Annotated in this window: 24 protein-coding genes; 8 read left to right on the top strand and 16 right to left on the bottom strand. The window is 61.3% G+C overall.

The window, feature by feature from the left end; all coding sequences use genetic code 11:
* Positions 1-30: 30 nt before the first annotated feature.
* Together HDC30_RS12585 and HDC30_RS12590 are read right to left on the bottom strand one after the other, a co-directional pair.
* Positions 31-1,179: an NAD(P)/FAD-dependent oxidoreductase gene (locus tag HDC30_RS12585; RefSeq protein ID WP_183783273.1), complete on the bottom strand. Its 1,149-nt coding sequence runs from the start codon at positions 1,177-1,179 to the stop codon at positions 31-33.
* A gap of 20 nt (positions 1,180-1,199) precedes the next feature.
* On the bottom strand, positions 1,200-1,367 hold the full coding sequence (locus HDC30_RS12590) for a rubredoxin (RefSeq protein ID WP_003437744.1): 168 nt from the start codon (positions 1,365-1,367) through the stop codon (positions 1,200-1,202).
* Positions 1,368-1,567: 200 nt separating this feature from the next.
* On the opposite strand from HDC30_RS12590, the gene HDC30_RS12595 reads away from it, so the two are divergent.
* Both HDC30_RS12595 and ubiA read left to right on the top strand, forming a co-directional pair.
* Complete coding sequence (locus HDC30_RS12595) at positions 1,568-2,128, top strand: chorismate lyase (RefSeq protein WP_183783275.1); 561 nt, start codon at positions 1,568-1,570, stop codon at positions 2,126-2,128.
* A complete protein-coding gene (gene ubiA / locus HDC30_RS12600) occupies positions 2,128-3,018 on the top strand; it encodes a 4-hydroxybenzoate octaprenyltransferase (RefSeq protein ID WP_183783277.1) in 891 nt (296 codons plus the stop codon). Before HDC30_RS12595 ends, ubiA begins: the two co-directional genes overlap by 1 nt.
* Positions 3,019-3,131: 113 nt before the next feature.
* On the opposite strand, the gene HDC30_RS12605 is transcribed toward ubiA, so the two are convergent.
* On the bottom strand, positions 3,132-3,515 hold the full coding sequence (locus HDC30_RS12605; protein WP_183783279.1) for a hypothetical protein: 384 nt from the start codon (positions 3,513-3,515) through the stop codon (positions 3,132-3,134).
* A gap of 151 nt (positions 3,516-3,666) precedes the next feature.
* Between HDC30_RS12605 and phoB the strand changes: the two genes are divergently transcribed.
* From phoB to HDC30_RS12620, 3 genes are all read left to right on the top strand, one after another.
* On the top strand, positions 3,667-4,356 hold the full coding sequence (gene phoB, locus HDC30_RS12610) for a phosphate regulon transcriptional regulator PhoB (RefSeq protein ID WP_003229608.1): 690 nt from the start codon (positions 3,667-3,669) through the stop codon (positions 4,354-4,356).
* A gap of 74 nt (positions 4,357-4,430) precedes the next feature.
* On the top strand, positions 4,431-5,717 hold the full coding sequence (phoR, locus tag HDC30_RS12615) for a phosphate regulon sensor histidine kinase PhoR (protein WP_207199136.1): 1,287 nt from the start codon (positions 4,431-4,433) through the stop codon (positions 5,715-5,717).
* Positions 5,718-5,840: 123 nt separating this feature from the next.
* Positions 5,841-7,181 carry a hemolysin family protein gene (locus tag HDC30_RS12620; RefSeq protein WP_183783281.1) on the top strand — a complete coding sequence of 447 codons (1,341 nt, stop codon included), beginning with the start codon at positions 5,841-5,843 and terminating at the stop codon, positions 7,179-7,181.
* Between the two features lie 106 nt (positions 7,182-7,287).
* Here the strand turns inward: HDC30_RS12620 and HDC30_RS12625 are convergent, their stop codons facing one another.
* From HDC30_RS12625 to HDC30_RS12660, 8 genes are all read right to left on the bottom strand, one after another.
* Entirely contained in the window at positions 7,288-8,184 is an 897-nt protein-coding gene (locus HDC30_RS12625; protein ID WP_096795413.1) for a M23 family metallopeptidase, read from the bottom strand.
* 209 nt (positions 8,185-8,393) lie between these two features.
* On the bottom strand, positions 8,394-9,353 hold the full coding sequence (locus HDC30_RS12630; protein WP_027610371.1) for a response regulator: 960 nt from the start codon (positions 9,351-9,353) through the stop codon (positions 8,394-8,396).
* A 179-nt stretch (positions 9,354-9,532) separates the two neighbouring features.
* Positions 9,533-10,294, bottom strand: a complete 762-nt coding sequence (phoU, locus tag HDC30_RS12635; protein ID WP_003229617.1) for a phosphate signaling complex protein PhoU — start codon at positions 10,292-10,294, stop codon at positions 9,533-9,535.
* 70 nt (positions 10,295-10,364) lie between these two features.
* The gene (gene pstB, locus HDC30_RS12640; protein WP_007962289.1) at positions 10,365-11,198 is read right to left on the bottom strand and encodes a phosphate ABC transporter ATP-binding protein PstB; all 834 of its coding nucleotides are present in this window, start codon (positions 11,196-11,198) and stop codon (positions 10,365-10,367) included.
* 144 nt (positions 11,199-11,342) lie between these two features.
* The gene (gene pstA, locus HDC30_RS12645; RefSeq protein ID WP_007962288.1) at positions 11,343-13,013 is read right to left on the bottom strand and encodes a phosphate ABC transporter permease PstA; all 1,671 of its coding nucleotides are present in this window, start codon (positions 13,011-13,013) and stop codon (positions 11,343-11,345) included.
* 15 nt (positions 13,014-13,028) lie between these two features.
* Entirely contained in the window at positions 13,029-15,062 is a 2,034-nt protein-coding gene (locus HDC30_RS12650) for an ABC transporter permease subunit (protein WP_183783532.1), read from the bottom strand.
* A 425-nt stretch (positions 15,063-15,487) separates the two neighbouring features.
* The gene (locus HDC30_RS12655) at positions 15,488-16,489 is read right to left on the bottom strand and encodes a phosphate ABC transporter substrate-binding protein PstS (RefSeq protein WP_011336616.1); all 1,002 of its coding nucleotides are present in this window, start codon (positions 16,487-16,489) and stop codon (positions 15,488-15,490) included.
* A gap of 232 nt (positions 16,490-16,721) precedes the next feature.
* The gene (locus HDC30_RS12660) at positions 16,722-18,020 is read right to left on the bottom strand and encodes an MFS transporter (RefSeq protein WP_183783283.1); all 1,299 of its coding nucleotides are present in this window, start codon (positions 18,018-18,020) and stop codon (positions 16,722-16,724) included.
* A gap of 377 nt (positions 18,021-18,397) precedes the next feature.
* On the opposite strand from HDC30_RS12660, the gene HDC30_RS12665 reads away from it, so the two are divergent.
* Positions 18,398-18,802 (top strand): acyl-CoA thioesterase, encoded by a 405-nt coding sequence (locus tag HDC30_RS12665; protein ID WP_003229628.1) that lies wholly within the window; start codon positions 18,398-18,400, stop codon positions 18,800-18,802.
* Between the two features lie 58 nt (positions 18,803-18,860).
* Positions 18,861-19,760, top strand: a complete 900-nt coding sequence (locus HDC30_RS12670; RefSeq protein ID WP_183783285.1) for a D-hexose-6-phosphate mutarotase — start codon at positions 18,861-18,863, stop codon at positions 19,758-19,760.
* Between the two features lie 151 nt (positions 19,761-19,911).
* On the opposite strand, the gene HDC30_RS12675 is transcribed toward HDC30_RS12670, so the two are convergent.
* From HDC30_RS12675 to HDC30_RS12695, 5 genes are all read right to left on the bottom strand, one after another.
* A complete protein-coding gene (locus tag HDC30_RS12675; protein WP_027610367.1) occupies positions 19,912-20,448 on the bottom strand; it encodes a DUF3299 domain-containing protein in 537 nt (178 codons plus the stop codon).
* 102 nt (positions 20,449-20,550) lie between these two features.
* Positions 20,551-20,796, bottom strand: coding sequence for a GlsB/YeaQ/YmgE family stress response membrane protein (locus HDC30_RS12680; protein ID WP_003229635.1), 246 nt, complete (start codon positions 20,794-20,796; stop codon positions 20,551-20,553).
* 111 nt (positions 20,797-20,907) lie between these two features.
* Positions 20,908-21,990 (bottom strand): 5-(carboxyamino)imidazole ribonucleotide synthase, encoded by a 1,083-nt coding sequence (locus tag HDC30_RS12685; RefSeq protein ID WP_183783287.1) that lies wholly within the window; start codon positions 21,988-21,990, stop codon positions 20,908-20,910.
* A gap of 10 nt (positions 21,991-22,000) precedes the next feature.
* Positions 22,001-22,492 (bottom strand): 5-(carboxyamino)imidazole ribonucleotide mutase, encoded by a 492-nt coding sequence (gene purE / locus HDC30_RS12690; RefSeq protein WP_003229641.1) that lies wholly within the window; start codon positions 22,490-22,492, stop codon positions 22,001-22,003.
* 333 nt (positions 22,493-22,825) lie between these two features.
* A complete protein-coding gene (locus HDC30_RS12695) occupies positions 22,826-23,734 on the bottom strand; it encodes a LysR substrate-binding domain-containing protein (protein WP_007962273.1) in 909 nt (302 codons plus the stop codon).
* Positions 23,735-23,914: 180 nt separating this feature from the next.
* On the opposite strand from HDC30_RS12695, the gene aspA reads away from it, so the two are divergent.
* On the top strand, positions 23,915-25,339 hold the full coding sequence (aspA, locus tag HDC30_RS12700; protein ID WP_027610364.1) for an aspartate ammonia-lyase: 1,425 nt from the start codon (positions 23,915-23,917) through the stop codon (positions 25,337-25,339).
* Positions 25,340-25,517: the final 178 nt, after the last annotated feature.

The following is a 25,517-nucleotide window of genomic DNA, read 5'->3' on the forward strand; positions in this document are numbered from 1 at the left end:
GCGGGGTGATTCCGACAGAACGACCGGTATTTACGCCAGCAGGGCCGGAAGCTGTTTGTTCAGAGCAAGTTTTTCCATCACAGCCGCACCGGTCAGTGCATAGCCGAGCAACTGACCATCGGCACTGTGGCACAGGGCCTTGATGTCGGCGCCCTGCCCTTCGACGGTCCAGACGCCTTCGCTGCCCCGTGGCGGAGGCGAAACGACCAACGGGCACACCGGAGTTTTCACCGTGATCGGCATCGGGCCGTAACTCACGGCCGTCGGATTGCCCGCCAGGGTTTGTGCCAGCGCACGCGCACAGCTCATGAGGGGCATCACGTACAACAGATTCAGCCCATTGACCTCGGCGCAGTCGCCCAGGGCGTAAATATTGGCGTGGGACGTCTTCAGATACCGGTCGACTACGACACCGCGATTGACCTGCACCCCGGCCGCCGCGGCCAGATCGATGCGCGGGCGCAGGCCGATGGCCGACACCACCACATCGCAGGCAATCACCTGCCCGTCGGACAGATGCGCTTCCAGACCGTCTGCGACTTTTTGCAGGCGGGTCAGCACCGGACCGAGGTGGAAACGCGCGCCCAGGCTTTCCAGCCCGGCCTGCACGGCTGCTGCAGCGGCCGGGTGCAGCAGCATCGGCATCACTTGCTCGCACGGCGCCACCAGTTGCACCTCGTAGCCGCCGAGGATCAGGTCGTTGGCGAATTCACAGCCGATCAGGCCCGCCCCCAGCAGCAACACGCGGCGCTTGCCCGCAGCGGCTGCACGAAAGCGCGCGTAATCTTCGAGATCGTTGATCGGAAACACCAGATCAGCACCGTCACCGTCGATCGGCACTCGCACGGTTTCCGCACCCCAGGCGAGGATCAGGTCGCGGTAGTACACCGCTTCCTCGCCGATCCACAGGCGCTTGTGGCCGGCGTCGATGCCGCTGATGCGCGTGTGGGTGCGCACTTCGGCCTTCAACTGCTCGGCCATGGCGCCGGGTTCGGCCATGCTCAGGCCATCGGCGTCCTTGTTCTTGCCGAAACCGGTGGAGAGCATCGGTTTGGAGTAAGAGCGGCCATCATCTGCGGTAATCAGCAGCAGCGGGGTTTCGCCATCGAGTTTGCGAAACTCGCGGGCCAGGTTGTAGCCCGCAAGCCCGGTGCCGACGATTACGACAGGTGCGTTCATGCCTTACTCCTTGGTTTTTCTCAGTTGATTTCGATCATTTCGAAGTCCATCTTGCCGACGCCGCAGTCCGGGCACAGCCAGTCTTCCGGCACGTCCTGCCACAGGGTGCCCGGCGCGATGCCGTCATCCGGCCAACCGTCGGCTTCGTTGTAGATCAGGCCGCAGACGATGCATTGCCACTTTTTCATTCAGGTACTTCCTCAGGATTCAGGCTTTTGTCGGCGCGGACGGTCGATGGTGGGAGCGCTGCCATCCGGCTCAGGGCGTTTTGTACTGAGGGTGCCGGGCAGATGCAAGCCTGTTCGGCGCAACGGCGACCCGGATCCATCAAATTCGAAGCACGCCATGTTAAGCTCGCCGCCTCATTTGCGGCCAATAATGACTCATTGTGCAACATTCAAATGCCTGCCCGACCCCGCTCTGGCTGACTCAAAGCCGACTGACGTCCCTTCCCGATTCGTTGACCCTGAACTGGTTGTTCGACGAAGGCTCGCTGACCCGCCGCCTGACGCGGCTGTCGAATGACGGCTTCAGCGTCACACCGTTGTTCGAAGGCTGGGACACTTTGCGCAGCGACGAATGCGCGGCGCTGGATCTGGCCGAAGGCAGCGAAGGCTGGGTGCGCGAGGTGTATCTGCGCGGTCACGGCGAGGCCTGGGTGTTCGCCCGTAGCGTGGCGTCACGCGCCGCCCTGCAAGGCGACGGCCTGCACATGGACGAACTGGGCAGCCGCTCGCTGGGCGAACTGCTGTTTTGCGACCACGCCTTCCAGCGCCGCGCCATCGAGGTCTGTCACTACCCGCAAGACTGGCTGCCGCCAGCCTGCCGCGCCCCGGAGCTGTGGGGCCGGCGCTCGCGCTTTGACCGTGGCGCCTTGAGCGTACTGGTGGCGGAGATTTTCCTGCCGCCCCTGTGGAGCGCCGCCCGCGCCCATCCGGAGAACTGCTGATGTACCAGAGCCTGCTCAAGTCCCTGAACCGCTTGAACCCGCGCGCCTGGGATTTCATTCAGCTGACGCGCATGGACAAGCCGATCGGCATCTACCTGCTGCTGTGGCCGACCCTGTGGGCGCTATGGATTGCCGGTAAGGGCTCGCCGTCGCTGGCCAACATGGTGATTTTCGTCCTCGGTGTGGTGCTGACCCGCGCCGGTGGCTGTGTGATCAACGACTGGGCCGATCGCAAGGTCGATGGCCACGTCAAACGCACCGCGCAACGACCGCTGGCCAGCGGCAAGATCAGTTCGAAAGAGGCGCTGGTATTCTTCGCGCTGCTGATGGGCGTGAGTTTCCTGCTGGTGCTGTGCACCAATGCGCCGACCATCTGGTTGTCGCTCGGCGGTCTGGCACTGGCGTTCACCTACCCGTTCATGAAGCGCTACACCTATTACCCGCAAGTGGTACTGGGCGCGGCGTTCTCATGGGGCATGCCGATGGCGTTCACCGCTGAAACCGGTGAACTGCCCGCCGCCGCGTGGCTGCTGTGGATCGCCAACCTGTTGTGGACGGTGGGTTACGACACCTATTACGCGATGACCGATCGTGACGACGACCTGAAGATCGGCGTGAAATCCACGGCGATTCTGTTCGGCGATGCGGATCGGGTGATCATCCTGAGCTTGCAGGCATTGTCGCTGGGTTGCCTGCTGCTGGCCGGGTCGAAGTTCGAGCTGGGCATCTGGTTCCATCTCGGCCTGTTGGTGGCCGCTGGATGCTATGCGTGGGAGTTCTGGTACACCCGTGATCGCGACCGCATGCGTTGCTTCAAGGCGTTTCTGCACAACCACTGGGCCGGGTTGGCAATTTTCGTCGGGATTGTGCTGGATTACGCATTGCGCTGAAGATTAGAACCTGTGGGAGCGGGCTTGCTCGCGAAGGCGTCGTGTCAGTTGGCCTCTTCGTCAACTGACACACCGCCTTCGCGAGCAAGCCCGCTCCCACAGGGGATTTGCGTTTACTTGGCCTTGGCGACGTGCCAGGCGCCGTCCATTTTGCCCTCACCGGTCATGTCACCAGCCTTCTTGTCCATGACGAAGGTGTACAGCGGTTTGCCCTCGTAGGCCCATTGCATCTTGCCGTCATCGCGCTTGATCACGGTCCAGTCGCCCATGGACTTGTCGCCGGCCGTAGCCATTAGCGGTGGCCAGTTCGCCGCACACTTGTCGTTGCACATGGACTTGCCCGCAGAGTCTTTGGCGAAGGTATACAGGGTCATGCCCTTGTGATCGGTAAACATGCCGTCCTTTTCCATCGCAGGGTCAGCAGCGAACGCCATCGATGGCAACGCCACGGCGGCGGCAAGCAGCAGGGCTTTGAAAGAAGCAGTCATTTGAGTCATGGAAACCTTCTTTTGTGGTTGTCAGGATTCGGACTTAGAGCTTAGTCCAGGATCACGCCAACCGCCGGGCGACTAAAATACTGTCACACGACTGCAATAATTCCGTTATCTAATGCGGCGCAAGACAGTTAAATGACAAGAGGATTAAGGCATGGTTGGCAGGAGCATTCTGATCGTCGACGACGAAGCGCCCATTCGCGAAATGATCGCCGTTGCGTTGGAAATGGCCGGCTATGACTGCCTCGAGGCGGAGAACTCGCAGCAGGCACACGCCATCATTGTTGACCGTAAACCGGACCTGATCCTGCTCGACTGGATGCTGCCTGGCACCTCCGGCATCGAACTGGCCCGCCGTCTCAAGCGCGACGAGCTGACCGGAGACATCCCGATCATCATGCTCACCGCCAAGGGCGAAGAGGACAACAAGATCCAGGGTCTTGAAGTCGGCGCCGACGACTACATCACCAAACCGTTTTCTCCACGCGAACTGGTCGCACGCCTCAAGGCTGTGCTGCGCCGCGCCGGCCCGACCGATGGCGAAGCGCCAATCGAAGTCGGCGGCCTGCTGCTCGACCCGATCAGCCACCGCGTAACCATCGACGGCCGTCCGGCCGAGATGGGCCCGACCGAATACCGTCTGCTGCAATTTTTCATGACCCACCAGGAACGCGCCTACACGCGCGGGCAGTTGCTGGATCAGGTCTGGGGCGGCAACGTCTATGTTGAAGAGCGCACCGTCGACGTGCACATCCGCCGCCTGCGCAAGGCCCTCGGCGACGCCTACGAAAATCTGGTACAAACCGTGCGCGGCACCGGCTACCGGTTTTCCACCAAGGCCTGATCCGACCGCCAGACTCGCTGACAAGGACCGTATTTTCCGTGAATCAAAACTGGCATGGCACCCTGATTCGCCACATGCTGTTGCTGGTCACAGCGTGTCTGGTGATCGGCCTGATCACCGGCTATTACGGCTGGAGCCTCGCTGCCGGCCTGGGCATTTACCTGGCCTGGACGCTCAAGCAACTGTTGCGTCTGCACGAATGGCTGCGCCTGCACCAACCCGATGAAGCACCGCCCGACGGCTATGGCCTGTGGGGCGAGGTGTTCGACAGCATCTACCACCTGCAACGCCGCGACCAACGGGTGCGCGGGCGCCTGCAAGCGGTGATCGACCGGGTGCAGGAGTCCACCGCCGCGCTCAAAGACGCGGTGATCATGCTCGACAGCGACGGCAACCTGGAATGGTGGAACCGCGCTGCCGAAACCCTGCTCGGCCTCAAGACCCCGCAGGACAGCGGCCAACCGGTGACCAACCTGGTACGGCATCCGCGCTTCAAGGAATACTTCGAGCAGGAAAGCTACGCCGAACCGCTGGAAATCCCTTCGCCGACCAATGATCGGGTGCGCATTCAGCTGTACCTGACGCGCTACGGCAACAACGAACACCTGATGCTGGTGCGAGACGTCACGCGCATCCATCAGCTGGAACAGATGCGCAAAGACTTCATCGCCAACGTCTCCCACGAACTGCGCACGCCGCTGACGGTGATCTGCGGCTATCTGGAAACCCTGCTCGACAATGTCGAGGAAGTGAACCCGCGCTGGAGCCGCGCGCTGCAGCAGATGCAACAACAGGGCGGGCGCATGCAGACGCTGCTCAACGACCTGCTGCTGTTAGCGAAACTGGAAGCCACCGATTACCCGTCGGACAACCAGCCAGTGCAGATCGACGCCCTGCTGCAGTCAATCAAGAGCGACGCCCAGCAGTTGTCCGGGCAGAAGAACCAGAAAATCACTCTCGAAGCCGATGCGCGCATCCTACTCAAGGGCAGCGAGGCGGAACTGCGCAGCGCCTTCTCCAACCTGGTGTTCAACGCGGTGAAATACACCCCGGCCGAGGGCAACATCCGCATTCGCTGGTGGGGCGACGAGCAAGGCGCGCACCTGAGCGTGCAGGATTCCGGGATCGGTATCGACAGCAAGCACCTGCCGCGCCTGACCGAACGCTTCTACCGCGTCGACTCCAGCCGCAACTCCAACACTGGCGGCACCGGGCTCGGTCTGGCGATCGTCAAACACGTGTTGCTGCGCCACCGCGCGCGGATGGAGATCAGCAGCGTGCCCGGTCATGGCAGCACGTTCACCTGCCATTTCGCCCCGGCCCAGGTGGCCCAGGCACGGGCCATCAGCGCCGCCGAGTGATACCGGCCAGCACGCGCCACTAGGCAATCGCCATGTCAGCCGCTACATTGGCTGACTTGCGTCTGCCTTTCAGGCGCGATTTCTTCTCTCTTACGAATCACACGGAACCTGCAAAACTCCATCATGGACCCTTCCCCTGGCTTGTCCCTCGCTACGATTTTCGCCGATTTCGGCATGATTCTTTTCGCTCTGATCCTGGTTTTGCTCAACGGCTTCTTCGTTGCGGCGGAATTCGCCATGGTCAAACTGCGCTCGACCCGGGTCGAGGCCATCGCTGACAAGAACGGCTGGCGCGGGCATATCCTGCGCACCGTACACAGTCAGCTCGATGCGTACCTCTCGGCGTGCCAGCTCGGTATCACCCTCGCCTCCCTCGGTCTTGGCTGGGTCGGTGAGCCGGCGTTCGCGCACCTTCTCGAGCCGCTGCTGAGCGCGGTCGGCGTGCAGTCGCCGGAAGTGGTCAAAGGCATTTCGTTCTTCACCGCGTTCTTCATCATTTCCTACCTGCACATCGTGGTCGGTGAGCTGGCGCCCAAGTCGTGGGCGATCCGCAAACCGGAGCTGCTGTCGCTGTGGACGGCGGTGCCGCTGTACCTGTTCTACTGGGCGATGTACCCGGCGATCTACCTGCTCAATGCCAGCGCCAACGCGATTCTGCGGATCGCCGGCCAGGGCGAACCCGGCCCGCACCACGAACACCATTACAGCCGCGAAGAACTGAAACTGATCCTGCACTCCAGCCGTGGCCAGGACCCGAGCGACCAAGGCATGCGCGTGCTGGCATCGGCGGTGGAAATGGGCGAACTGGAAGTGGTCGACTGGGCCAACTCCCGCGAAGACCTGATCACCCTGGAATTCAACGCGCCGCTGAAAGAAATCCTCGCGATGTTCCGTCGCCACAAGTTCAGCCGGTATCCGGTGTACGACAGCGAGCGCCAGGAGTTCGTCGGCCTGCTGCACATCAAGGACCTGCTGCTGGAACTGGCGGCGCTGGACCACATTCCGGAGTCGTTCAACCTGGCTGAACTGACCCGTCCACTGGAGCGCGTGTCGCGGCACATGCCGCTGTCGCAGCTGCTGGAGCAGTTCCGCAAGGGCGGCTCGCACTTCGCCGTGGTGGAAGAAGCCGACGGCAACATCATCGGCTACCTGACCATGGAAGACGTGCTGGAAGTGCTGGTCGGCGACATCCAGGACGAACACCGCAAGGCCGAGCGCGGAATCCTCGCGTATCAGCCGGGCAAGCTGCTGGTGCGTGGTGATACGCCGCTGTTCAAGGTTGAACGCCTGCTCGGAATCGACCTGGATCACATCGAAGCCGAAACCCTCGCCGGTCTGGTCTACGAGACCCTGAAACGAGTGCCGGAAGAGGAAGAAGTGCTGGAAGTCGAAGGCCTGCGGATCATCATCAAGAAGATGAAAGGGCCGAAGATTGTGCTGGCGAAGGTGTTGATGATGGGCTGATCGGGCACCGCGCCGATTCCTTCGCGAGCAGGCTCGCTCCCACAGTTGAAATGCATTCCAGGGTGGGAGCGAGCCTGCTCGCGAAGGGGCCAACAGATACAACACATCACTGTTTGCCCAACGCAAAGTTGGGCAACGCCCCCAGTGGCTGGTTGAACTGATACGGAATCGACACCAGCCCCTGCCCGGTATTGCGCTGCACCACAAAGTGCAGGTGCGGGCCGCTGCTGTTGCCGGTATTGCCGGACAGCGCCAGCGGGCTGCCAACCGTCACCCGCTGCCCCTCGCGTACGCTCACCGAACCTTGCTTGAGATGCAGGTACACACCCATCGTGCCGTCGTCGTGCAGCACCCGGACGAAATTGCCGGAGGCATCATTGCCGCGCCCGCTCTGTGAATTTTCGGTTTTCACCACCACCCCGGCCCGTGCGGCAATGATCGGCGTGCCGACCGGCATGGCGATGTCCATCGCATACCGGTTCTTCGGCCCATAGTGGCTGTACTGACCGTTGGCACCCTGACTGAGACGGAACGGCCCGCCCCGCCACGGCAACGGATAGCGATAGCTCTGCGCGGCTCCTGTGGGGTCACCCAGCGAGTACTGGAATTGCGGCGAATACACCAGCGGCTGACCCCGGCTGATCGCCGTCAGCAACGCCAACCGCGTATTGCTGCGCGCCGGCAGCACCCGGCGAATCGTCTGCGCCGGAGCGCCACGCACATTGCTCAGGCCGGTAAACGCCAGTGCAATCTCGACCGGCGCATACAGATCGTTGCGCACAAACACCACGTCGCTGCCCTTCTGTTTCTTGATGTCGAGGTACACCTGACGTTCGAGGTGCTCGACCATGCGGTCCTGAAACACGAACACCTGCGAGCCTTTGCTCGGCCGGTCGCTGTACGAGACCACACCGTTGGCATCGGTGGATTTGTAGATGGTCATGGCCACAGTCGAGGTGGAGGCCAGGAAAAGACCACAGAAAAACAGCAGGCGCGCGAGCATGGGCAAAGAGTCTGTCGAAGGAAGGCCTGGAAATGAGCCTAGCAGGTGAAGCAGACCAGGCTAGTCGACAGATGTTTCAAATTGGCAGGTGCGGGAGATGGGTGGTGCTTTTGATGGCCCCTTCGCGAGCAGGCTCGCTCCCACATTTGAAATGCATTTCAAGGTGGGAGCGAGCCTGCTCGCGAAGACGGACTGTCACGCGATAGAGGTTACGCGCCCGGAACGAAGTGCTTTTGCGCCGTGCCGCGGGCGATCAGGCGGGAGATGTAATCGAGCTTCTGCGCATCCTGGTCGACGAAACGGAAAGTCAGTTGCAGCCAGTCGCTGTCGGCTTTCTGCTCGTGGGCAACGATGGCGTGCAGGTAGCCGTTGAGGCGGGCGATTTCGGCGTTGTCGCCCTGCTCCAGGTCGAGCACGGCGCTGTCGAGGATCTGCGGCAGGGTGTCAGTGCGTTTCACTACCAGCAGCGCTTCCTTGATGCTCAGGGCCTTGATCACGCATTGCTGGGTGCCACTTGGCAGGCGCAACTGACCCTGGCCACGACCACCGACTGGCGCTTTCGAGGCAGCCGGTGCCTGCACCGGCGGGCTGTTAAGCAAACCGCGCGACGGCGCAGCAGCTGGCGTTGGCGCGACAACAGCCGGTTTGGCAAACGGATTGACCGCAGCAGCGGCCGCCGGCGCAGCACCGACCACGGCAGGCTTGCCGCCGGTCAATGCGCTCAGGGAATCGTTGCCGAACGCCGAGTTCATCTTGGTCGGCGCGCTGTTCATCAGGGTGTCGAGCTTGCCAACCTTGTTCAGCGCCTGCTTGACCTTGGTCAGCAGTTGTTCGTTGGTGAACGGCTTGCTGACGTAGCCGGAAACCCCGGCCTGGATCGCCTGCACCACGTTCTCTTTATCGCCACGGCTGGTGACCATGACGAACGGCATGGTCTTGAGATTGTCCTGCTCGCGGCACCAGGTCAGCAGCTCGAGGCCGGACATTTCCGGCATTTCCCAGTCGCACAGCACCAGGTCAAACGCTTCCCTGGCCAGCATGGCCTGGGCCTTTTTGCCGTTGACGGCGTCCTCGGTGCGGATCCCCGGGAAGTAATTACGCAGGCACTTTTTCACCAGGTCACGAATGAACGAAGCATCGTCCACGACCAACACACTGATCTTGCTCATCCAACACCCCTATAAAAATCCCGGCAAGCATACCGCTTTGCTGATGGCACATTGCCAACAATCTTCAGTCACGCCGGGACTTTTCGTTCGCGGGTGCTGCTTTTTAATTCGATTTCCTGATTCAGGCGCCCTAAACAAAAACGCCCGGCCAAAGGGCCGGGCGCTTTTCTCAGGCAATCTTACTTATCGTCAGCATTGCCCGGAACATTAGCGGTTTCGCCGCTTGTACCTTCAACTTCTTCTTTCATGCGTTTGAGGCCCAGGTGGCGCACATCGGTGCCGCGTACCAGGTAGATCACCAGTTCCGAGATGTTGCGCGCATGATCGCCGATGCGTTCCAGCGAACGCAGCACCCAGATGATGCTCAGAACCCGCGAGATAGAGCGCGGGTCTTCCATCATGTAGGTCGCCAGCTCGCGCAGGGCGGTCTTGTATTCGCGGTCGATGACCTTGTCGTATTGCGCCACCGACAGGGCCAGATCGGCGTCGAAGCGGGCAAACGCGTCCAGCGCATCGCGAACCATGTTGCGCACCTGATCGCCGATGTGACGGACCTCGACGTAACCACGCGGCGCTTCGCCTTCTTCGCACAGCTGAATGGCACGGCGGGCGATCTTGGTCGCTTCGTCGCCAATGCGCTCCAGGTCGATCACCGACTTGGAGATGCTGATGATCAGCCGCAGGTCGGACGCCGCCGGCTGACGACGGGCAAGAATGCGCAGGCATTCTTCGTCGATGTTGCGTTCCATCTGGTTGATCTGGTCGTCGATCTCGCGCACCTGCTGGGCCAGGCCAGAGTCGGCCTCGATCAGCGCGGTGACCGCGTCGTTGACCTGCTTCTCGACCAGCCCGCCCATGGCCAGGAGGTGGCTGCGCACTTCCTCAAGCTCGGCGTTGAACTGCGCGGAGATGTGGTGGGTAAGGCCTTCTTTACTAATCATGTTGGCGTCCTTGGAGCGTCCGGTAAGGTGCGGTGGGCCGCAGCGTCAATTCTGTGAATAACCGCAACTGTCAGCCGTAACGACCGGTGATGTAGTCTTCGGTCTGCTTCTTCGCCGGATTGGTGAACAGGGTGTCGGTGTCACCGAATTCCACCAGTTTGCCCATGTACATGAACGCCGTGTAGTCGGAAACCCGCGCGGCCTGCTGCATGTTGTGGGTCACGATGACGATGGTGAACTTGGACTTCAGCTCGTAGATCAGCTCTTCGACTTTCAGGGTCGAGATCGGATCGAGGGCCGAGCACGGTTCGTCGAGCAGCAACACTTCCGGTTCAACGGCGATGGTGCGCGCGATTACCAGACGCTGCTGCTGACCACCGGACAGGCCGAGTGCCGAGTCGTGCAGACGGTCTTTGACTTCGTCCCACAGTGCCGCGCCTTTCAATGCCCACTCGACCGCTTCGTCGAGAATGCGCTTCTTGTTGATGCCCTGGATGCGCAGCCCGTAGACCACGTTTTCGTAGATGGTTTTGGGGAACGGGTTGGGCTTCTGGAACACCATGCCGACGCGGCGACGCAGCTCGGCAACGTCTTCACCTTTGCGGTAGATGTTGTTGCCGTACAGGTTGATCGCACCTTCGACACGGCAACCGTCAACCAGGTCGTTCATACGATTGAAGGTACGCAGAAGCGTGGACTTGCCGCAGCCGGACGGGCCGATAAACGCGGTCACGCGCTGTTTCGGGATGTTCATGCTGACGTCGAACAACGCCTGCTTCTCGCCGTAGAACAGGCTCAGGCCCGGGACTTCGATGGCCACGGTTTCCTGCTCAAGGCTCAGGCTCTGCTTGTCGCGACCCAGGGCCGACATGTTGATGCCGTGGGTATGTGTTTCGTGCTGCATGGGAGGCTCCCTGTGCTAACAAATTCGGTTCGGTTTTTGTGGGAGCCAGCCTGCTGGCGATTCAGGCGCTGCGGTTTGTCTATGAAACCGCGGTGATGCCTTCGCGAGCAGGCTCGCTCCCACATAGAAATCAGTGCTGCAAAATCAGCTGTCCAGTGCTTTGTATTTTTCGCGCAGGTGGTTACGGATCCACACCGCCGACAGGTTCAACGTGGCGATCACCAGCACCAGCAGCAGCGCCGTGGCGTACACCAGTGGCCGCGCCGCTTCGACGTTCGGGCTCTGGAAGCCGACGTCGTAGATGTGGAAGCCCAAGTGCATGATCTTCTGGTCCAGGTGCAGGTACGGGTAGTTGCCGTCCACCGGCAGCGACGGCGCCAGCTTCACCACACCCACCAGCATCAGTGGCGCCACTTCACCGGCGGCGCGGGCCACGGCGAGGATCATCCCGGTCATCATTGCCGGGCTGGCCATTGGCAGGACGATCTTCCACAGCGTTTCCGCCTTGGTCGCGCCCAGCGCCAGCGAGCCTTCACGGACGGTGCGCGGGATACGCGCCAGACCTTCCTCGGTCGCCACGATCACCACCGGCACCGCCAGCAGCGCCAGGGTCAGCGAGGCCCAGAGCAGACCCGGAGTACCGAACGTCGGCGCCGGCAGTGCTTCGGGGAAGAACAAACGGTCGACCGAACCACCCAGCACGTAGACGAAGAAGCCCAGACCGAATACGCCGTAGACGATCGCCGGAACGCCGGCGAGGTTGTTCACGGCGATGCGGATGATCCGGGTCAGGGCGTTCTGCTTGGCGTATTCACGCAGGTAGACCGCCGCCAGCACGCCGAATGGGGTGACGATCATCGCCATGATCAAAGTCATCATCACCGTGCCGAAAATCGCCGGGAAGATCCCGCCTTCGGTGTTCGCTTCACGCGGATCGTCGGAAAGGAATTCCCAGACCTTGCTGAAGTAGAAACCGATCTTGGTCATCGTGCCCATGGCATTCGGCTGATAGGCGTGAACCACTTTGCCCAGGCTGATTTCGATCTCTTTGCCGTTGGCATCGCGAGCAGTCAACGCGTCGCGGTTGAACTGCGCATGCAGATCGCTCAGACGCGCTTCGATGTCCTGATAACGCGCGTTCAGCTCGGCACGCTCGGCGTCCATGTCCGCTTGCGCGGTGGCGTCGAGCTTGCCGTCGAGTTCCAGTTTGCGCCCGTGCAGACGGATGCGCTCGAGCCCTGCGTTGATCGCACCGATGTCGGTCTTTTCCAGCGATTTGAGTTGTGCAGCAAGGCCGTTCACACGGTTGATCCGCGCTTGCAGCTCAGGCCAGGCCGCTTCGCCTTCGGCGATCACCTTGCCGTCCTGTTTGACGTTGACCAGGTAGCCGTAGAAGTTGCCCCACTCGCGACGCTCGATCGCCATCAGTTCCGGCGGCGTGGTCTGCTTGGTCAGCCATTCGCCGACCACCCAGGTGAAGTCGTTGCCGTTCAGGTCACGGTTGCCGACCTTGATCAGCTCGCGGGTCATGAATTCCGGGCCCTGATCAGGCACCGGCAGGCCGGCGCTCTTCAGGCGTGCGCGCGGCACTTCTTCTTTCTGTACCACTTCGCCAATGACCAGGTGATTGGCCTGGCCCGGTACGTCGTAGCTGGCGTGGATCAGGTCCGCCGGCCAGAAGTGACCCAGACCGCGCACGGCAATCACCGCCAGCAGGCCAATGGTCATGATGACCGCGATGGACACCGCGCCACCGCTGATCCAGACGCCCGGGGCGCCGCTCTTGAACCATCCATTCAGGGAGTTCTGTTTCACAGACTTCTACCTTTCTTAAAGCGACGAGTATTTCTTGCGCAGACGCTGACGAATCAGTTCTGCCAGGGTGTTCATGACGAAGGTGAACAACAGCAGCACCAGCGCCGAGAGGAACAGCACGCGGTAGTGGCTGCCGCCGACTTCCGACTCGGGCATTTCCACCGCGACGTTGGCGGCCAGGGTGCGCAGGCCTTCGAACAGGTTCATTTCCATGACCGGGGTATTACCCGTGGCCATCAGCACGATCATGGTTTCGCCGACCGCACGGCCCATGCCGATCATCAGTGCGGAGAAGATGCCCGGGCTGGCGGTGAGGATCACCACGCGGGTCATGGTCTGCCACGGCGTGGCACCGAGCGCCAGGGAACCGAGGGTCAGGCCGCGCGGCACACTGAACACGGCGTCTTCGGCAATCGAGTAGATGTTCGGGATCACCGCAAAACCCATCGCCAGACCGACTACCAGAGCGTTGCGCTGGTCGTAGGTGATGCCCAGGTCGTGGGAGATCCACATGCGCATGTCACCGCCGAAGAACCAGTTCTCCATGTACGGACTCATGTATAGCGACAGCCAACCGACAAACAGGATCACCGGAATCAGCAGCGCACTTTCCCAGCCGTCCGGGACCTTCAGGCGGATCGACTCAGGCAGACGACTGAAGGTGAAGCCGGCGACCAGAATGCCGATCGGCAACAGCATCAGCAGGCTGAAGATGCCCGGCAGATGCCCTTCTACATACGGCGCGAGGAACAGACCGGCGAAGAACCCGAGGATCACTGTCGGCATCGCTTCCATTAGTTCGATCACCGGTTTGACCTTGCGGCGCATGCCCGGGGCCATGAAGTAGGCGGTGTAGATCGCTGCGGCAACCGCCAGCGGCGCGGCCAGCAACATCGCGTAGAACGCGGCTTTCAGGGTGCCGAAGGTCAGTGGCGACAGGCTCAGTTTCGGTTCGAAATCGGTGTTCGCCGCCGTCGATTGCCAGACGTATTTAGGCTCGTCGTAGTTCTCGTACCAGACCTTGCTCCACAACGCGCTCCACGACACTTCCGGGTGCGGGTTGTCGAGCAGCAGCGGTTGCAGCTTGCCGCCGGCCTCGACGATCACCCGGTTGGCGCGCGGCGACAGACCGAACAGGCCCTGGCCTTCGGCCACCGGCTCGACCAGCAGGGTGCGGTGCGCGGTGCTGTGGAACACGCCGAGCTTGCCGCTGGCATCGAGGGCCACGAAGCCCTTGCGACGCTCTTCGGCGGTAATTTCAACAATCGGCGTGGTGCCCATCTGGAAGGTGCGGATCTGCTTCAGGCGCAGCTCGCCATCGGTATCGCGAGCCATGAACCACTGGGCCAGACCACCCTTGGAATCACCGATGATCAGCGAGATGCCGCCCACCAGTTGCGTGCTCGCGGTGACTTCGGCGTCAGCGTTTTCCAGCAGTTTGTAGCGACCGTTGAGGCTCTTGTCGCGCAGGCTGAATACGTCGGCCTGGGCACGCCCGTTGACCACGTACAGCCATTGCTGGCGCGGGTCGACGAAGATGTTTTTCACCGGTTCAGTCATCTGCGGCAGCTCGATACGCTTCTGCTCGTTGCTGACTTCGCCGGTCATCATGTTTTCTTCGCTGGTCAGCGCCAGCACATTGAGTTGCGAACCGGTCGAGCCGACCAGCATCAGCGTCGAATCGGTGGCGTTGAGGCTGACGTGCTCCAGCGCACCGCCGCTCTCGTTCACCGCGATCGGCGCTTCGCCATACGGGTATTCGATGGCCGGAGTGATGGTTTTCTTGCCATCGGGGTAGCTGACTTTATAGGTGTGACGGAACACCAGCGCCTGACCGTTGGACAGACCCACGGCTACCAGCGGATGACCTGGCTGGTCTTCGCCAATGGAAGTTACGCTGGCGCCGGCAGGCACAGGCAGATCGACACGCTTCAATTCAGCGCCACTGTCGATGTCAAAGAACAGCGCCTGGCCCTTGTCGGAAACGCGCATCGCCACCTGATTCTGCTCTTCGAGCGAAATCATCAGCGGCTTGCCGGCGTCCTGCATCCAGGCTGGGGTAATGGCCTCTTTCGCGGTCAGGCTGGCACCCTGGAACAACGGTGCAACGACGTAGGCGAGGAAGAAGAAGATCAAGGTGATGGCTGCCAGCACCGCCAGACCGCCAACGAGGACGTACCAGCGGGTGAAGCGATCCTTGAGCGCGCGAATGCGGCGCTTGCGTTGCAGCTCAGGCGTATTGAAATCAATGCGCTTGGGAGGGGAAGTCGTAGTCATTGGGGAATTGGCCAGATCATTCATGCGCTCACCCTAGCGATCCTGTATGACAGAAAGATGACAGTGCAGTGACGCAGCAAATCCACCGCCAGCGGGACTGGCAGAGGATCGAAAATTTGAGGTGTGTAAAAGGCCGGTCTGCGGGCAGAGCCGGCCTTTTACCTGAGTCCGGTGGGGTTCACCTCGGACTCAGTTTGTTACTTTTTTGCGACTTCAGCGCCGCCTTCCTGCAGACCCAGGTCAGCCAGTGCTTTTGCAGCAACCTTGGCCGGCAGTGGGATGTAGCCGTCTTTCACCACAACTTCCTGGCCCTGTTTGGACAGAACCAGTTTCACGAACTCGGCTTCCAGCGGGGCCAGAGGCTTGTTCGGGGCCTTGTTCACGTAAACGTAGAGGAAGCGCGACAGAGGGTACTTGCCGTTCAGGGCGTTTTCTTCGGTGTCTTCGATGAAGTCAGTGCTGCCTTTCTTCGACAGAGCAACGGTCTTCACGCTGGCAGTCTTGTAGCCGATGCCCGAGTAACCGATGCCGTTCAGCGAGGAGCTGATCGACTGCACGACCGACGCCGAACCTGGTTGCTCGTTGACGTTAGGCTTGTAGTCGCCTTTGCACAGGGCTTCTTCCTTGAAGTAGCCGTAAGTGCCGGATACCGAGTTACGACCGAACAGTTGCACTGGCTTGTTGGCCAGGTCGCCGGTCACGCCCAGGTCGCCCCAGGTTTTCACGTCGGCTTTGGCGCCGCACAGACGGGTGGACGAGAAGATCGCGTCAACCTGTTCCATGGTCAGGTGCTGGATCGGGTTGTCCTTGTGCACGAACACCGCCAGGGCGTCCACGGCCACCGGGATAGCGGTTGGCTTGTAGCCGTATTTCTGTTCGAAGGCCGCCAGTTCGGTGTCCTTCATCTTGCGGCTCATCGGGCCGAGGTTGGAGGTGCCTTCAGTCAGCGCAGGTGGCGCGGTGGCGGAGCCAGCGGCCTGAATCTGAATGTTTACGTTCGGGTATTCTTTCTTGTAGTTCTCAGCCCACAGGGTCATGAGGTTAGCCAGGGTATCGGAACCGACGCTGGACAGGTTGCCCGACACACCAGTGGTCTTGGTGTAGCTCGGGATAGCAGGGTCAACAGCGGCAACCGCGTTGGCAGTCGCAACGCCAGCAGCGACAAAAGTCATTGCCGCCATCAAACGCTTCAGTTTCATGCCTTACTCCTAGCAGATAGGGTGTGTTAAGTCGGGGCCAAGTATCAGCAGGCCGTGTGAACACTCTATGGCTGAAATATGACAATTGGATGAAAGGCCAGCATCCGGGTTTTACTGAATGATTCGAGTCGCCCTCATTCGCGAGCAGGCTCGCTCCCACAGTTGAAATGCATTCCAATGTGGGAGCGAGCCTGCTCGCGAAAGAGCCGGTACTGCTGGAGGAAATTCCGGATCAGCGCCCCTTTTTCCAGAGCCACGCCCCCACCAGAATCCCCATCGCGCACAGCACCGCCACATAGTAGGCCGGGCCCATCGCACTCTCTTTAAGCAGCAGGCTGACCACCATCGGCGTCAGGCCACCGAAGATCGCGTACGCCACGTTGTACGAGAACGACAATCCGCTGAAGCGCACCACCGGCGGGAATGCCTTGACCATCACGTATGGCACCGCACCGATGGTGCCAACCAGCAGACCGGTCAACGCATACAGCGGGAACAGCCAGTTCGGGTGATCGGCGAGGCTGTGATAGAAGGTCCAGGAGCTGATCAGCAAGCCCAGGCAACCGAAGACAAACACCCGGCCGGCGCCGAAGCGGTCGGCCAGGGCACCGGAGATGATGCAACCGACGCTGAGGAACACGATCGCCAGGCTGTTGGATTGCAGCGCCACTGTCGCTGAGAAGTGATAGACCGTCTGCAGCACGGTCGGGGTCATCAGGATCACCACGACAATCCCGGCGGACAGCAGCCAGGTCAGCAGCATCGAGACCGCAATCGCCCCGCGATGGTCACGCAGCACCGCACGCAGCGGTACTTCTTCGGCCAGCGCCTTGCGCAGTTGCAGCTCAGCGAACACCGGAGTTTCGTGCAGCCAGCGGCGCAGATAGACCGAGAACAGGCCGAATACGCCGCCGAGCAGGAACGGGATCCGCCAGGCGTAATCCGCGACTTCCCCCGGTGTATAAATGCTGTTGATTGCCGTGGCGACCAGCGAGCCAAGCAAGATGCCGGCGGTCAAACCGCTGGTCAGCGTCCCGCAGGCGTAGCCGATGTGCTTTTGCGGCACGTGTTCGGAAACGAAGACCCACGCTCCCGGCACTTCCCCGCCAATCGCCGCGCCCTGAATCACTCGCATCAGTAACAGCAGGATCGGCGCCCACATACCGATCTGCGCGTAGGTCGGCAGCAGGCCCATGATCAGGGTCGGCACGGCCATCATGAAAATGCTCAGGGTGAACATCTTCTTGCGCCCCAGCAGGTCGCCGAAGTGCGCCATGACGATGCCGCCCAGCGGCCGCGCAAGGTAACCGGCGGCGAAAATGCCGAAGGTCTGCATCAGGCGCAGCCACTCGGGCATGTCGGCCGGGAAGAACAGCTTGCCGACCACGGTGGCGAAGAACACGAAGATGATGAAATCGTAAAACTCCAGCGCACCGCCCAGGGCCGATAGCGACAGAGTCTTGTAGTCATTGCGGGTCAGGGGGCGTGCAGGTTGCTCGGGCTGCGCGAGGCTCGAAGGCGCTGTGGTCATGGCAAGGGCTTCTCTTATAGGCGGATCTACCGCCACAACAACGCTGGCTGTGGCTTGGGCAGGTTCGGCACCATAGCAAATTGTTCGAAAAAGCACATAGAGGCGCGTATTTGCCGGTCAAAATCAGAACCCGATGGTCGTCGCGGAGTCTACCGACCGATATACTCGCAACCTTGCTCCGGTTTGTAGGGGGTTGCTGTGCGAAAACGTCGTTGGCCCGGCCTTTGAACGGGATCAGCCGGTTTCGCAGAGTTTCCCCTTTAGGCGCCTATGGAAAACGTGACGAACGCAGTATGTTCGGTGCTGAATCGTTTTTCCTGAAGACGGCTACCACCAGCAATACCAACGAAGAGTCACGGGTCAGAGGCACCCCCGGCATGATAGAGCTCGAACAAGAAGATCCGATCCCGCAAGGCGACCTGGCCTTGCAAATTACCGCACTCCCGCGCGAAACCAACGGCTTTGGCGATATTTTCGGCGGCTGGCTGGTGGCGCAGATGGATCTGGCGGGTACCGCAATGGCCAGCCGCGTGGCCGGTGGTCGCGTAGCCACTGTCGCCATCGACCGCATGGCCTTCCTGGTGCCGGTCGCGGTGGGCGCGCAATTGTCCTTTTATACCCAGACCCTGGAAATCGGCCGCAGCTCGATCCAGATGATGGTCGAAGTGTGGAGCGACGATCCGCTGTCCAGCGAGTGGCGTAAAGTGACCGAGGCGGTGTTCGTCTTCGTCGCCATCGACGGCAGCGGTCGCACCCGCTCGGTGCCGCCGCGCGCGCGTTAAACATCGCCGCGGTTTTGCGGTCGATAGTCGTCCCAAGTGTCTGATCGAGAGTTGCCCCATGAACACGCCCAACGTTGAAGCGGTGAAACTGGATGAACTGAACTGCTGGCGCATCCGCCACGGTCAGGCCGAAGTGCTGGTGGCCCAGCAAGGCGCGCACATCCTCAGTTACCAGATCGACGGCCAGCCGCCGATCATCTGGCTCAACGACAAGGCCGTGTTCAAGACCGGCAAGAGCATCCGTGCCGGTGTACCGGTGTGCTGGCCATGGTTCGGCAAGTTCGAACGCAACCCGCAGAGCGTGCAGGCCATGTACACCGGTGAGCAACCAGCACCCGCGCACGGTCTGGTACGGGCGATGGATTGGGAGCTGGGCGGCATCGAATCAGAGGCTGACGGCGTCAAGGTTGAATTCAGGCTGCCCTACCCCGAAGGTGGCCTGCCGGGCTGGCCGCATCAGGTCGATCTGACCCTGACCCTGCATCTGAGTGATCAGTTGCACATCAGCCTGACCAGCCACAATCGGGGAGTCGAAACCGTCAGCATCAGCCAGGCGCTGCACACTTATTTCGCGGTCAGCGATGTGCGCAACGTGCACGTCGAGGGTGTTGAAGGGCTGAATTACATCGAGACTCTGGATGAGTGGAAAACCCACAGCCAGCAAGGTGACCTGCATTTCGCTGGCGAAACCGACCGCATCTACCTCGACGCTCCGCCGCAACTGAGCATTGTCGACCCGACCTGGGAACGGCACATCGTACTGACCGCCAGCGGCTCACGCACCGCCGTGATCTGGAACCCGTGGATCGACCGCGCGGCAGCACTGGCCGACATGGACAACGATGGCTGGCAGCGCATGCTGTGCATCGAGACGGCGAATGTGATGGATGATGTGGTCACGCTGGCCTCGGGTGCGAGCCATACGATGGGCGTCAGCATCGGCAGCAAACCGCTCTAACCAACACCGCAATATCAATGTGGGTGAAAGCCTTTGTGGTGAGGGGATTTATCCCCGATGGCCTGCGGAGCAGGCCCCTGCCCTTGATTCAAAGCGGGGGTCGCTTCGCAACCCATCGGGGATAAATCCCCTCGCTACAATTGTTCAGATGTTAGAGATCAGACTCCTGCACCACCCGCACCTTGTCCGCTTCCAGCGCATACGCCGCATCGGCCAGGTCATTGCTGACTTTCTCGATCTTCAGCGTGCCGGTTACCCACAGCGGCGTGTAGATATCGTCCAGCTTCAAACCTTTGGGATAACGCACCAGCACCAGTTGATTCGGCGGCGGTGGCGGTACGTGGATGCACGCGCCCGGGTACGGCACGAGGAAGAACAGCGTGCTGCGGCCCTTGGCGTCGGATTCCAGCGGCACCGGGTAGCCGCCGATGCGGATGTGCTTGTCGTTCATCGACGCCACGGTCTTGGTCGAATACATCACCGCCGGCAGGCCTTTAGCCTGTTTCATCCCGCCCTTCTCGGTGAAGGTGCCGGTGGCTTCCGGGGAGTTGTGGTCGATTTCGGGCATGGCCTCGAGGGCTTTCTGGTCCGACTTGGGCATCAGTTCCAGCCAGTCGGTTTCCGGCAGTTCGCCGGCGTGGGCCAGACCGCTGCCCAGCAAAAGAAGAGTCAACAGAAGACGGCGCATGGAGGTGCTCGGTAAAAGATGCTCGGATAAAGGAAGGACGTTGAATCGCCGAGCATTCTAGCCCTCCCTGCCGCGTTGGCAGAGAGGACTTGGTCGCTTGGATCAGTTCTTTTTGATCAGGCCGTAGATCACCAGCAGCACGATCGCGCCGACCAGTGCACCGATGAAGCCTGCGCCCTGACCTGCCTGATAGATACCCAGGGCCTGGCCGCCGTAAGTGGCCGCCAGCGAACCGCCGATACCGAGCAGGATGGTCATGATCCAGCCCATGCTGTCATCGCCCGGTTTGAGGAAGCGTGCCAGCAGGCCGACGATCAAGCCGATAAAGATGGTTCCGATAATTCCCATGGCATTTCCCTCTGATTTGGTAGATATGCCAAAGCCTAGTCAGACTTTGGCATCCTGCCATGAGAGAACGGCGGCTCCCGAAGGTTCCGCCGTTGCCAGATGAAACTGTGGTTACTCGGCGATAAGCGCTTCGACCTTGACGATCTGTGCCTGCAGCGTGGCCATGTCGGCGCAGCGCAGGTTGGCGTGACCGACCTTGCGCCCGGCCTTGAAGGCTTTGCCGTAGTGATGCAGATGGCAGTCTTCGATGGCGATGACTTTCTCAACCGGCGGAACCACGCCGATGAAGTTGAGCATGGCGCTCTCGCCGACCTTGGCCGTCGAACCCAGCGGCAGGCCGGCAACGGCGCGCAGGTGGTTTTCGAACTGACTGCACTCGGCGCCTTCGGTGGTCCAGTGCCCGGAATTGTGCACACGCGGGGCGATTTCGTTGGCCTTGAGGCCACCGTCGACTTCAAAGAACTCGAACGCCATCACACCGACATAATCCAGCTGCTTGAGCACACGGCTGGAGTAATCTTCAGCCAACGCCTGCAGCGGATGATCGGTGCTGGCCACCGACAGCTTGAGGATGCCGCCGTCGTGGGTGTTGTGCACCAACGGGTAGAACTTCGTTTCGCCATCACGGGCACGCACGGCGATCAGCGAAACTTCGCCGGTGAACGGCACGAAGCCTTCCAGCAGGCAGGCAACGCTGCCCAGCTCGGCGAACGTACCTACCACGTCTTCCGGCTTGCGCAGGACTTTCTGACCTTTGCCGTCGTAACCCAAGGTGCGGGTTTTCAGCACGGCCGGCAGACCGATGGCAGCCACGGCGGCGTCCAGGTCGGCTTGCGATTGAATGTCGGCGAAGGCCGGAGTCGGAATGCCCAGGTTCTTGAACATGCTCTTCTCGAACCAGCGGTCGCGAGCGATGCGCAGGGCTTCGGCGCTCGGATAGACCGGGACGAATTGCGAGAGGAACGCCACGGTTTCGGCCGGGACGCTTTCAAACTCGAACGTCACCAGGTCGACTTCATCCGCCAGTTGGCGCAGGTGATCCTGATCGCCGTAATCGGCCCGCAGGTGTTCGCCCAGTGCTGCGGCGCAAGCGTCCGGCGCCGGGTCGAGGAAAGCGAAGTTCATGCCCAGCGGAGTGCCCGCCAGCGCCAACATGCGGCCCAACTGGCCGCCACCGATTACACCGATCTTCATCTCAACAACCTCAGGCAATACGTGGGTCTGGATTGTCCAGGACGCTGTCTGTCTGCTCGGCACGGAAGGTTTTCAGCACCGCGTGGAACTGTGGATGCTTGGCACCAAGGATGCTCGCCGAGAGCAGCGCGGCGTTGATCGCGCCGGCCTTGCCGATAGCCAGGGTGGCAACCGGAATGCCCGCCGGCATCTGCACGATCGACAGCAGCGAATCGACACCCGAGAGCATCGACGACTGCACCGGAACGCCCAGTACCGGCAGGTGAGTCTTGGCCGCACACATGCCTGGCAGGTGGGCTGCGCCACCGGCACCGGCGATGATCACCTCGATGCCGCGGCCCTCAGCCTCTTCGGCGTACTGGAACAGCAGATCCGGGGTGCGGTGAGCAGAAACCACCTTGACCTCGTACGGGATGCCGAGCTTTTCCAGCATATCGGCGGTGTGGCTAAGGGTGGACCAATCGGACTTGGAGCCCATGATCACGCCAACCAGTGCACTCATCGTCGCGCCTCTTCTCTCTGGGCGCCCGCAGGCGCGTCAAAAACAACAAGCCACGCAGGATTGCGTGGCTTGATTGTACGAAAAATGGCCGGACGTACCGGCCGAAGGCCGCGCAGTATACCGCAAAGAAAGCAATAAACAGCCCCCGAAACGACCATCTGTCAAATCAGCCAAAGGCCCGGTTTTATTGACTTGAAGGTCAGCGACAGAACACCGCAAATCCGCCCTGTGGGAGCGGGCTTGCTCGCGAAGGCGTCAGGTCAGATACATGAATCTCGACTGACACACCGTATTCGCGAGCAAGCCCGCTCCCACAATTGGATCTGCGGTGGCTCAGGAAGCCTGTGCAGCGCCGCCTTCAAGCTTGCGCCACAGCAACCGCACGTTGGCCTTGCGCACCAGTGCGCAGCGATACAGGCGAATCTCCAGCGGCACGTGCCATTGCGGGCCGCCGCAGACCACCAGTTCGCCGCGAGCCAGCTCTGCCCGCACACTCAACTGCGGCACCCAGGCGATGCCGAGCCCCTCCAGGGCCATGCTCTTGAGGCTGTCGGCCATGGCGGTTTCATAGATGGTGGTGAAACGCAGCTGGCGCTGGCGCAATAATCCATTCACCGAACGCCCGAGAAACGCCCCGGCGCTGTACGCCAACAGCGGCACACTGGCCTCGCCTTCCAGATCGAACAGCGGTTTGCCATCGGCATCGGCTGCGCACACCGGGAGCATTTCGGTCTGGCCCAGGTGCAGCGACGGGAAGATTTCCGGGTCCATCTGCATCGCCGCGTCCGGGTCGTAGAACGCCAGCATCAGGTCGCAGCCGCCTTCGCGCAATGCATGCACCGCGTCGCCGACGTTGGTTGCCACCAATCGCGTGGCGATGTTCAGCCCTTCGTTGCGCAGTTGCGCAATCCAGCGCGGGAAGAAGCCCAGCGCCAAAGAGTGGGCGGCGGCGACTTGCATCACTTCGCCCTGCCCGCCTTCCAGGTGATGCAGATGGCGCAGCACTTCGCCGAGCTGTTCGACCACGGTGCGCGCGGTCACTAGAAACAATTGTCCCGCCGCCGTCAGCTCGATCGGCGTGCGCGAACGGTTGACCAGCGTCAGCCCAAGCGCAGCTTCCAGGCTGCGGATCCGCCGACTGAACGCCGGCTGGGTCACGAAGCGCCGTTCGGCGGCCTGCGAGAAGCTGCGGGTCGCGGCCAGAGCACTGAAGTCCTCGAGCCATTTGCTTTCCAGATTCATCACGCCCTCCCGGGAACGCACCAAAACAGGTCACACGTCTGCCGCGCAGGCGGCGTCACACGGGCATTATGCCGAATGTGCATAGGCCAGTGTTTAACAGCATTGGCCCAAAAAATCCCACAAGCCTAGCATTCGCAGCGTTCCGGCACAGACCGGGTCCATATCGAGATGATTTCTATCATGTCCTCCGCTGCATCTTTCCGCACAGAAAACGACCTGCTTGGCGCCCTCGAAGTACCGGCTCAAGCGTATTACGGCATCCAGACCCTGCGAGCGGTGAACAACTTCCGTCTCTCCGGCGTTCCGATTTCGCATTACCCGAAACTGGTTGTCGGTCTGGCGATGGTCAAACAGGCCGCCGCTGACGCCAACCGTGAGTTGGGTCATCTGAGCGAAGCCAAGCACGCTGCCATCAGCGAAGCCTGTGCCCGATTGATCCGCGGTGATTTCCACGAAGAATTCGTGGTCGACATGATTCAAGGTGGCGCCGGTACGTCCACCAACATGAACGCCAACGAAGTGATCGCCAACATTGCGCTCGAAGCAATGGGTCACCAGAAAGGCGAGTACCAGTACCTGCACCCGAACGACGACGTTAACATGGCGCAGTCGACCAACGACGCCTACCCGACCGCGATCCGCCTGGGTCTGCTGCTGGGTCACGACGCGCTCCTGGCCAGCCTCGACAGCCTGATTCAGGCCTTCGCGGCCAAGGGCAAAGAATTCGATCACGTCCTGAAAATGGGCCGTACCCAGCTGCAAGACGCCGTACCGATGACTTTGGGTCAAGAATTCCGTGCTTTCGCCACCACCATGGGCGAAGACCTGGCCCGTCTGAAGACGCTGGCCCCGGAACTGCTGACCGAAGTGAACCTGGGCGGCACCGCGATCGGCACCGGCATCAACGCCGACCCGCGTTATCAAGCGCTGGCAGTACAGCGTCTGGCGCTGATCAGCGGTCAACCGCTGGTGCCGGCCGCCGACCTGATCGAAGCCACCTCCGACATGGGCGCCTTCGTGCTGTTCTCCGGCATGCTCAAGCGCACCGCGGTCAAGCTGTCGAAGATCTGCAACGACCTGCGCCTGCTGTCCAGCGGCCCACGCACCGGCATCAACGAGATCAACCTGCCGGCGCGTCAGCCAGGCAGCTCGATCATGCCCGGCAAGGTCAACCCGGTGATTCCGGAAGCCGTTAACCAGGTGGCCTTCCAGGTCATCGGTAACGATCTGGCGCTGACCATGGCAGCCGAAGGCGGCCAACTGCAGCTGAACGTGATGGAGCCGCTGATCGCGTTCAAGATCCTCGACTCGATCCGTCTGCTGCAACGCGCCATGGACATGCTGCGCGAGCACTGCATCGTCGGCATCACCGCCAACGAAGCGCGCTGCCGCGAACTGGTCGAGCACTCGATCGGTCTGGTCACCGCACTGAACCCGTACATCGGCTACAAAAACGCCACCCGCATCGCCCGTATCGCCCTTGAAAGCGGCCGCGGCGTGCTGGAACTGGTGCGCGAAGAAGGTCTGCTCGACGAAGCCATGCTCGCCGACATCCTGCGCCCGGAAAACATGATTGCCCCGCGTCTGGTTCCGCTCAAAGCCTGAGCCGACGCGTTATTTGTAGCACCGCTCACCAGGTCGAGGGACTAGACACCTCTCACCTTTTGAGGGCTTGGGGATTTGTCCCCAAGCCCTTTTTTTTAACTTTCTGATCCTGAGACCCGTATGTCTGGGGACTGAACAATGTAGAGGTGAGTCATTGTGATGAGGGGGGATAAATCCC

The organism is Pseudomonas sp. JAI115 (assembly GCF_014200835.1).
GTDB classification, from domain to species: domain Bacteria; phylum Pseudomonadota; class Gammaproteobacteria; order Pseudomonadales; family Pseudomonadaceae; genus Aquipseudomonas; species Aquipseudomonas putida_A.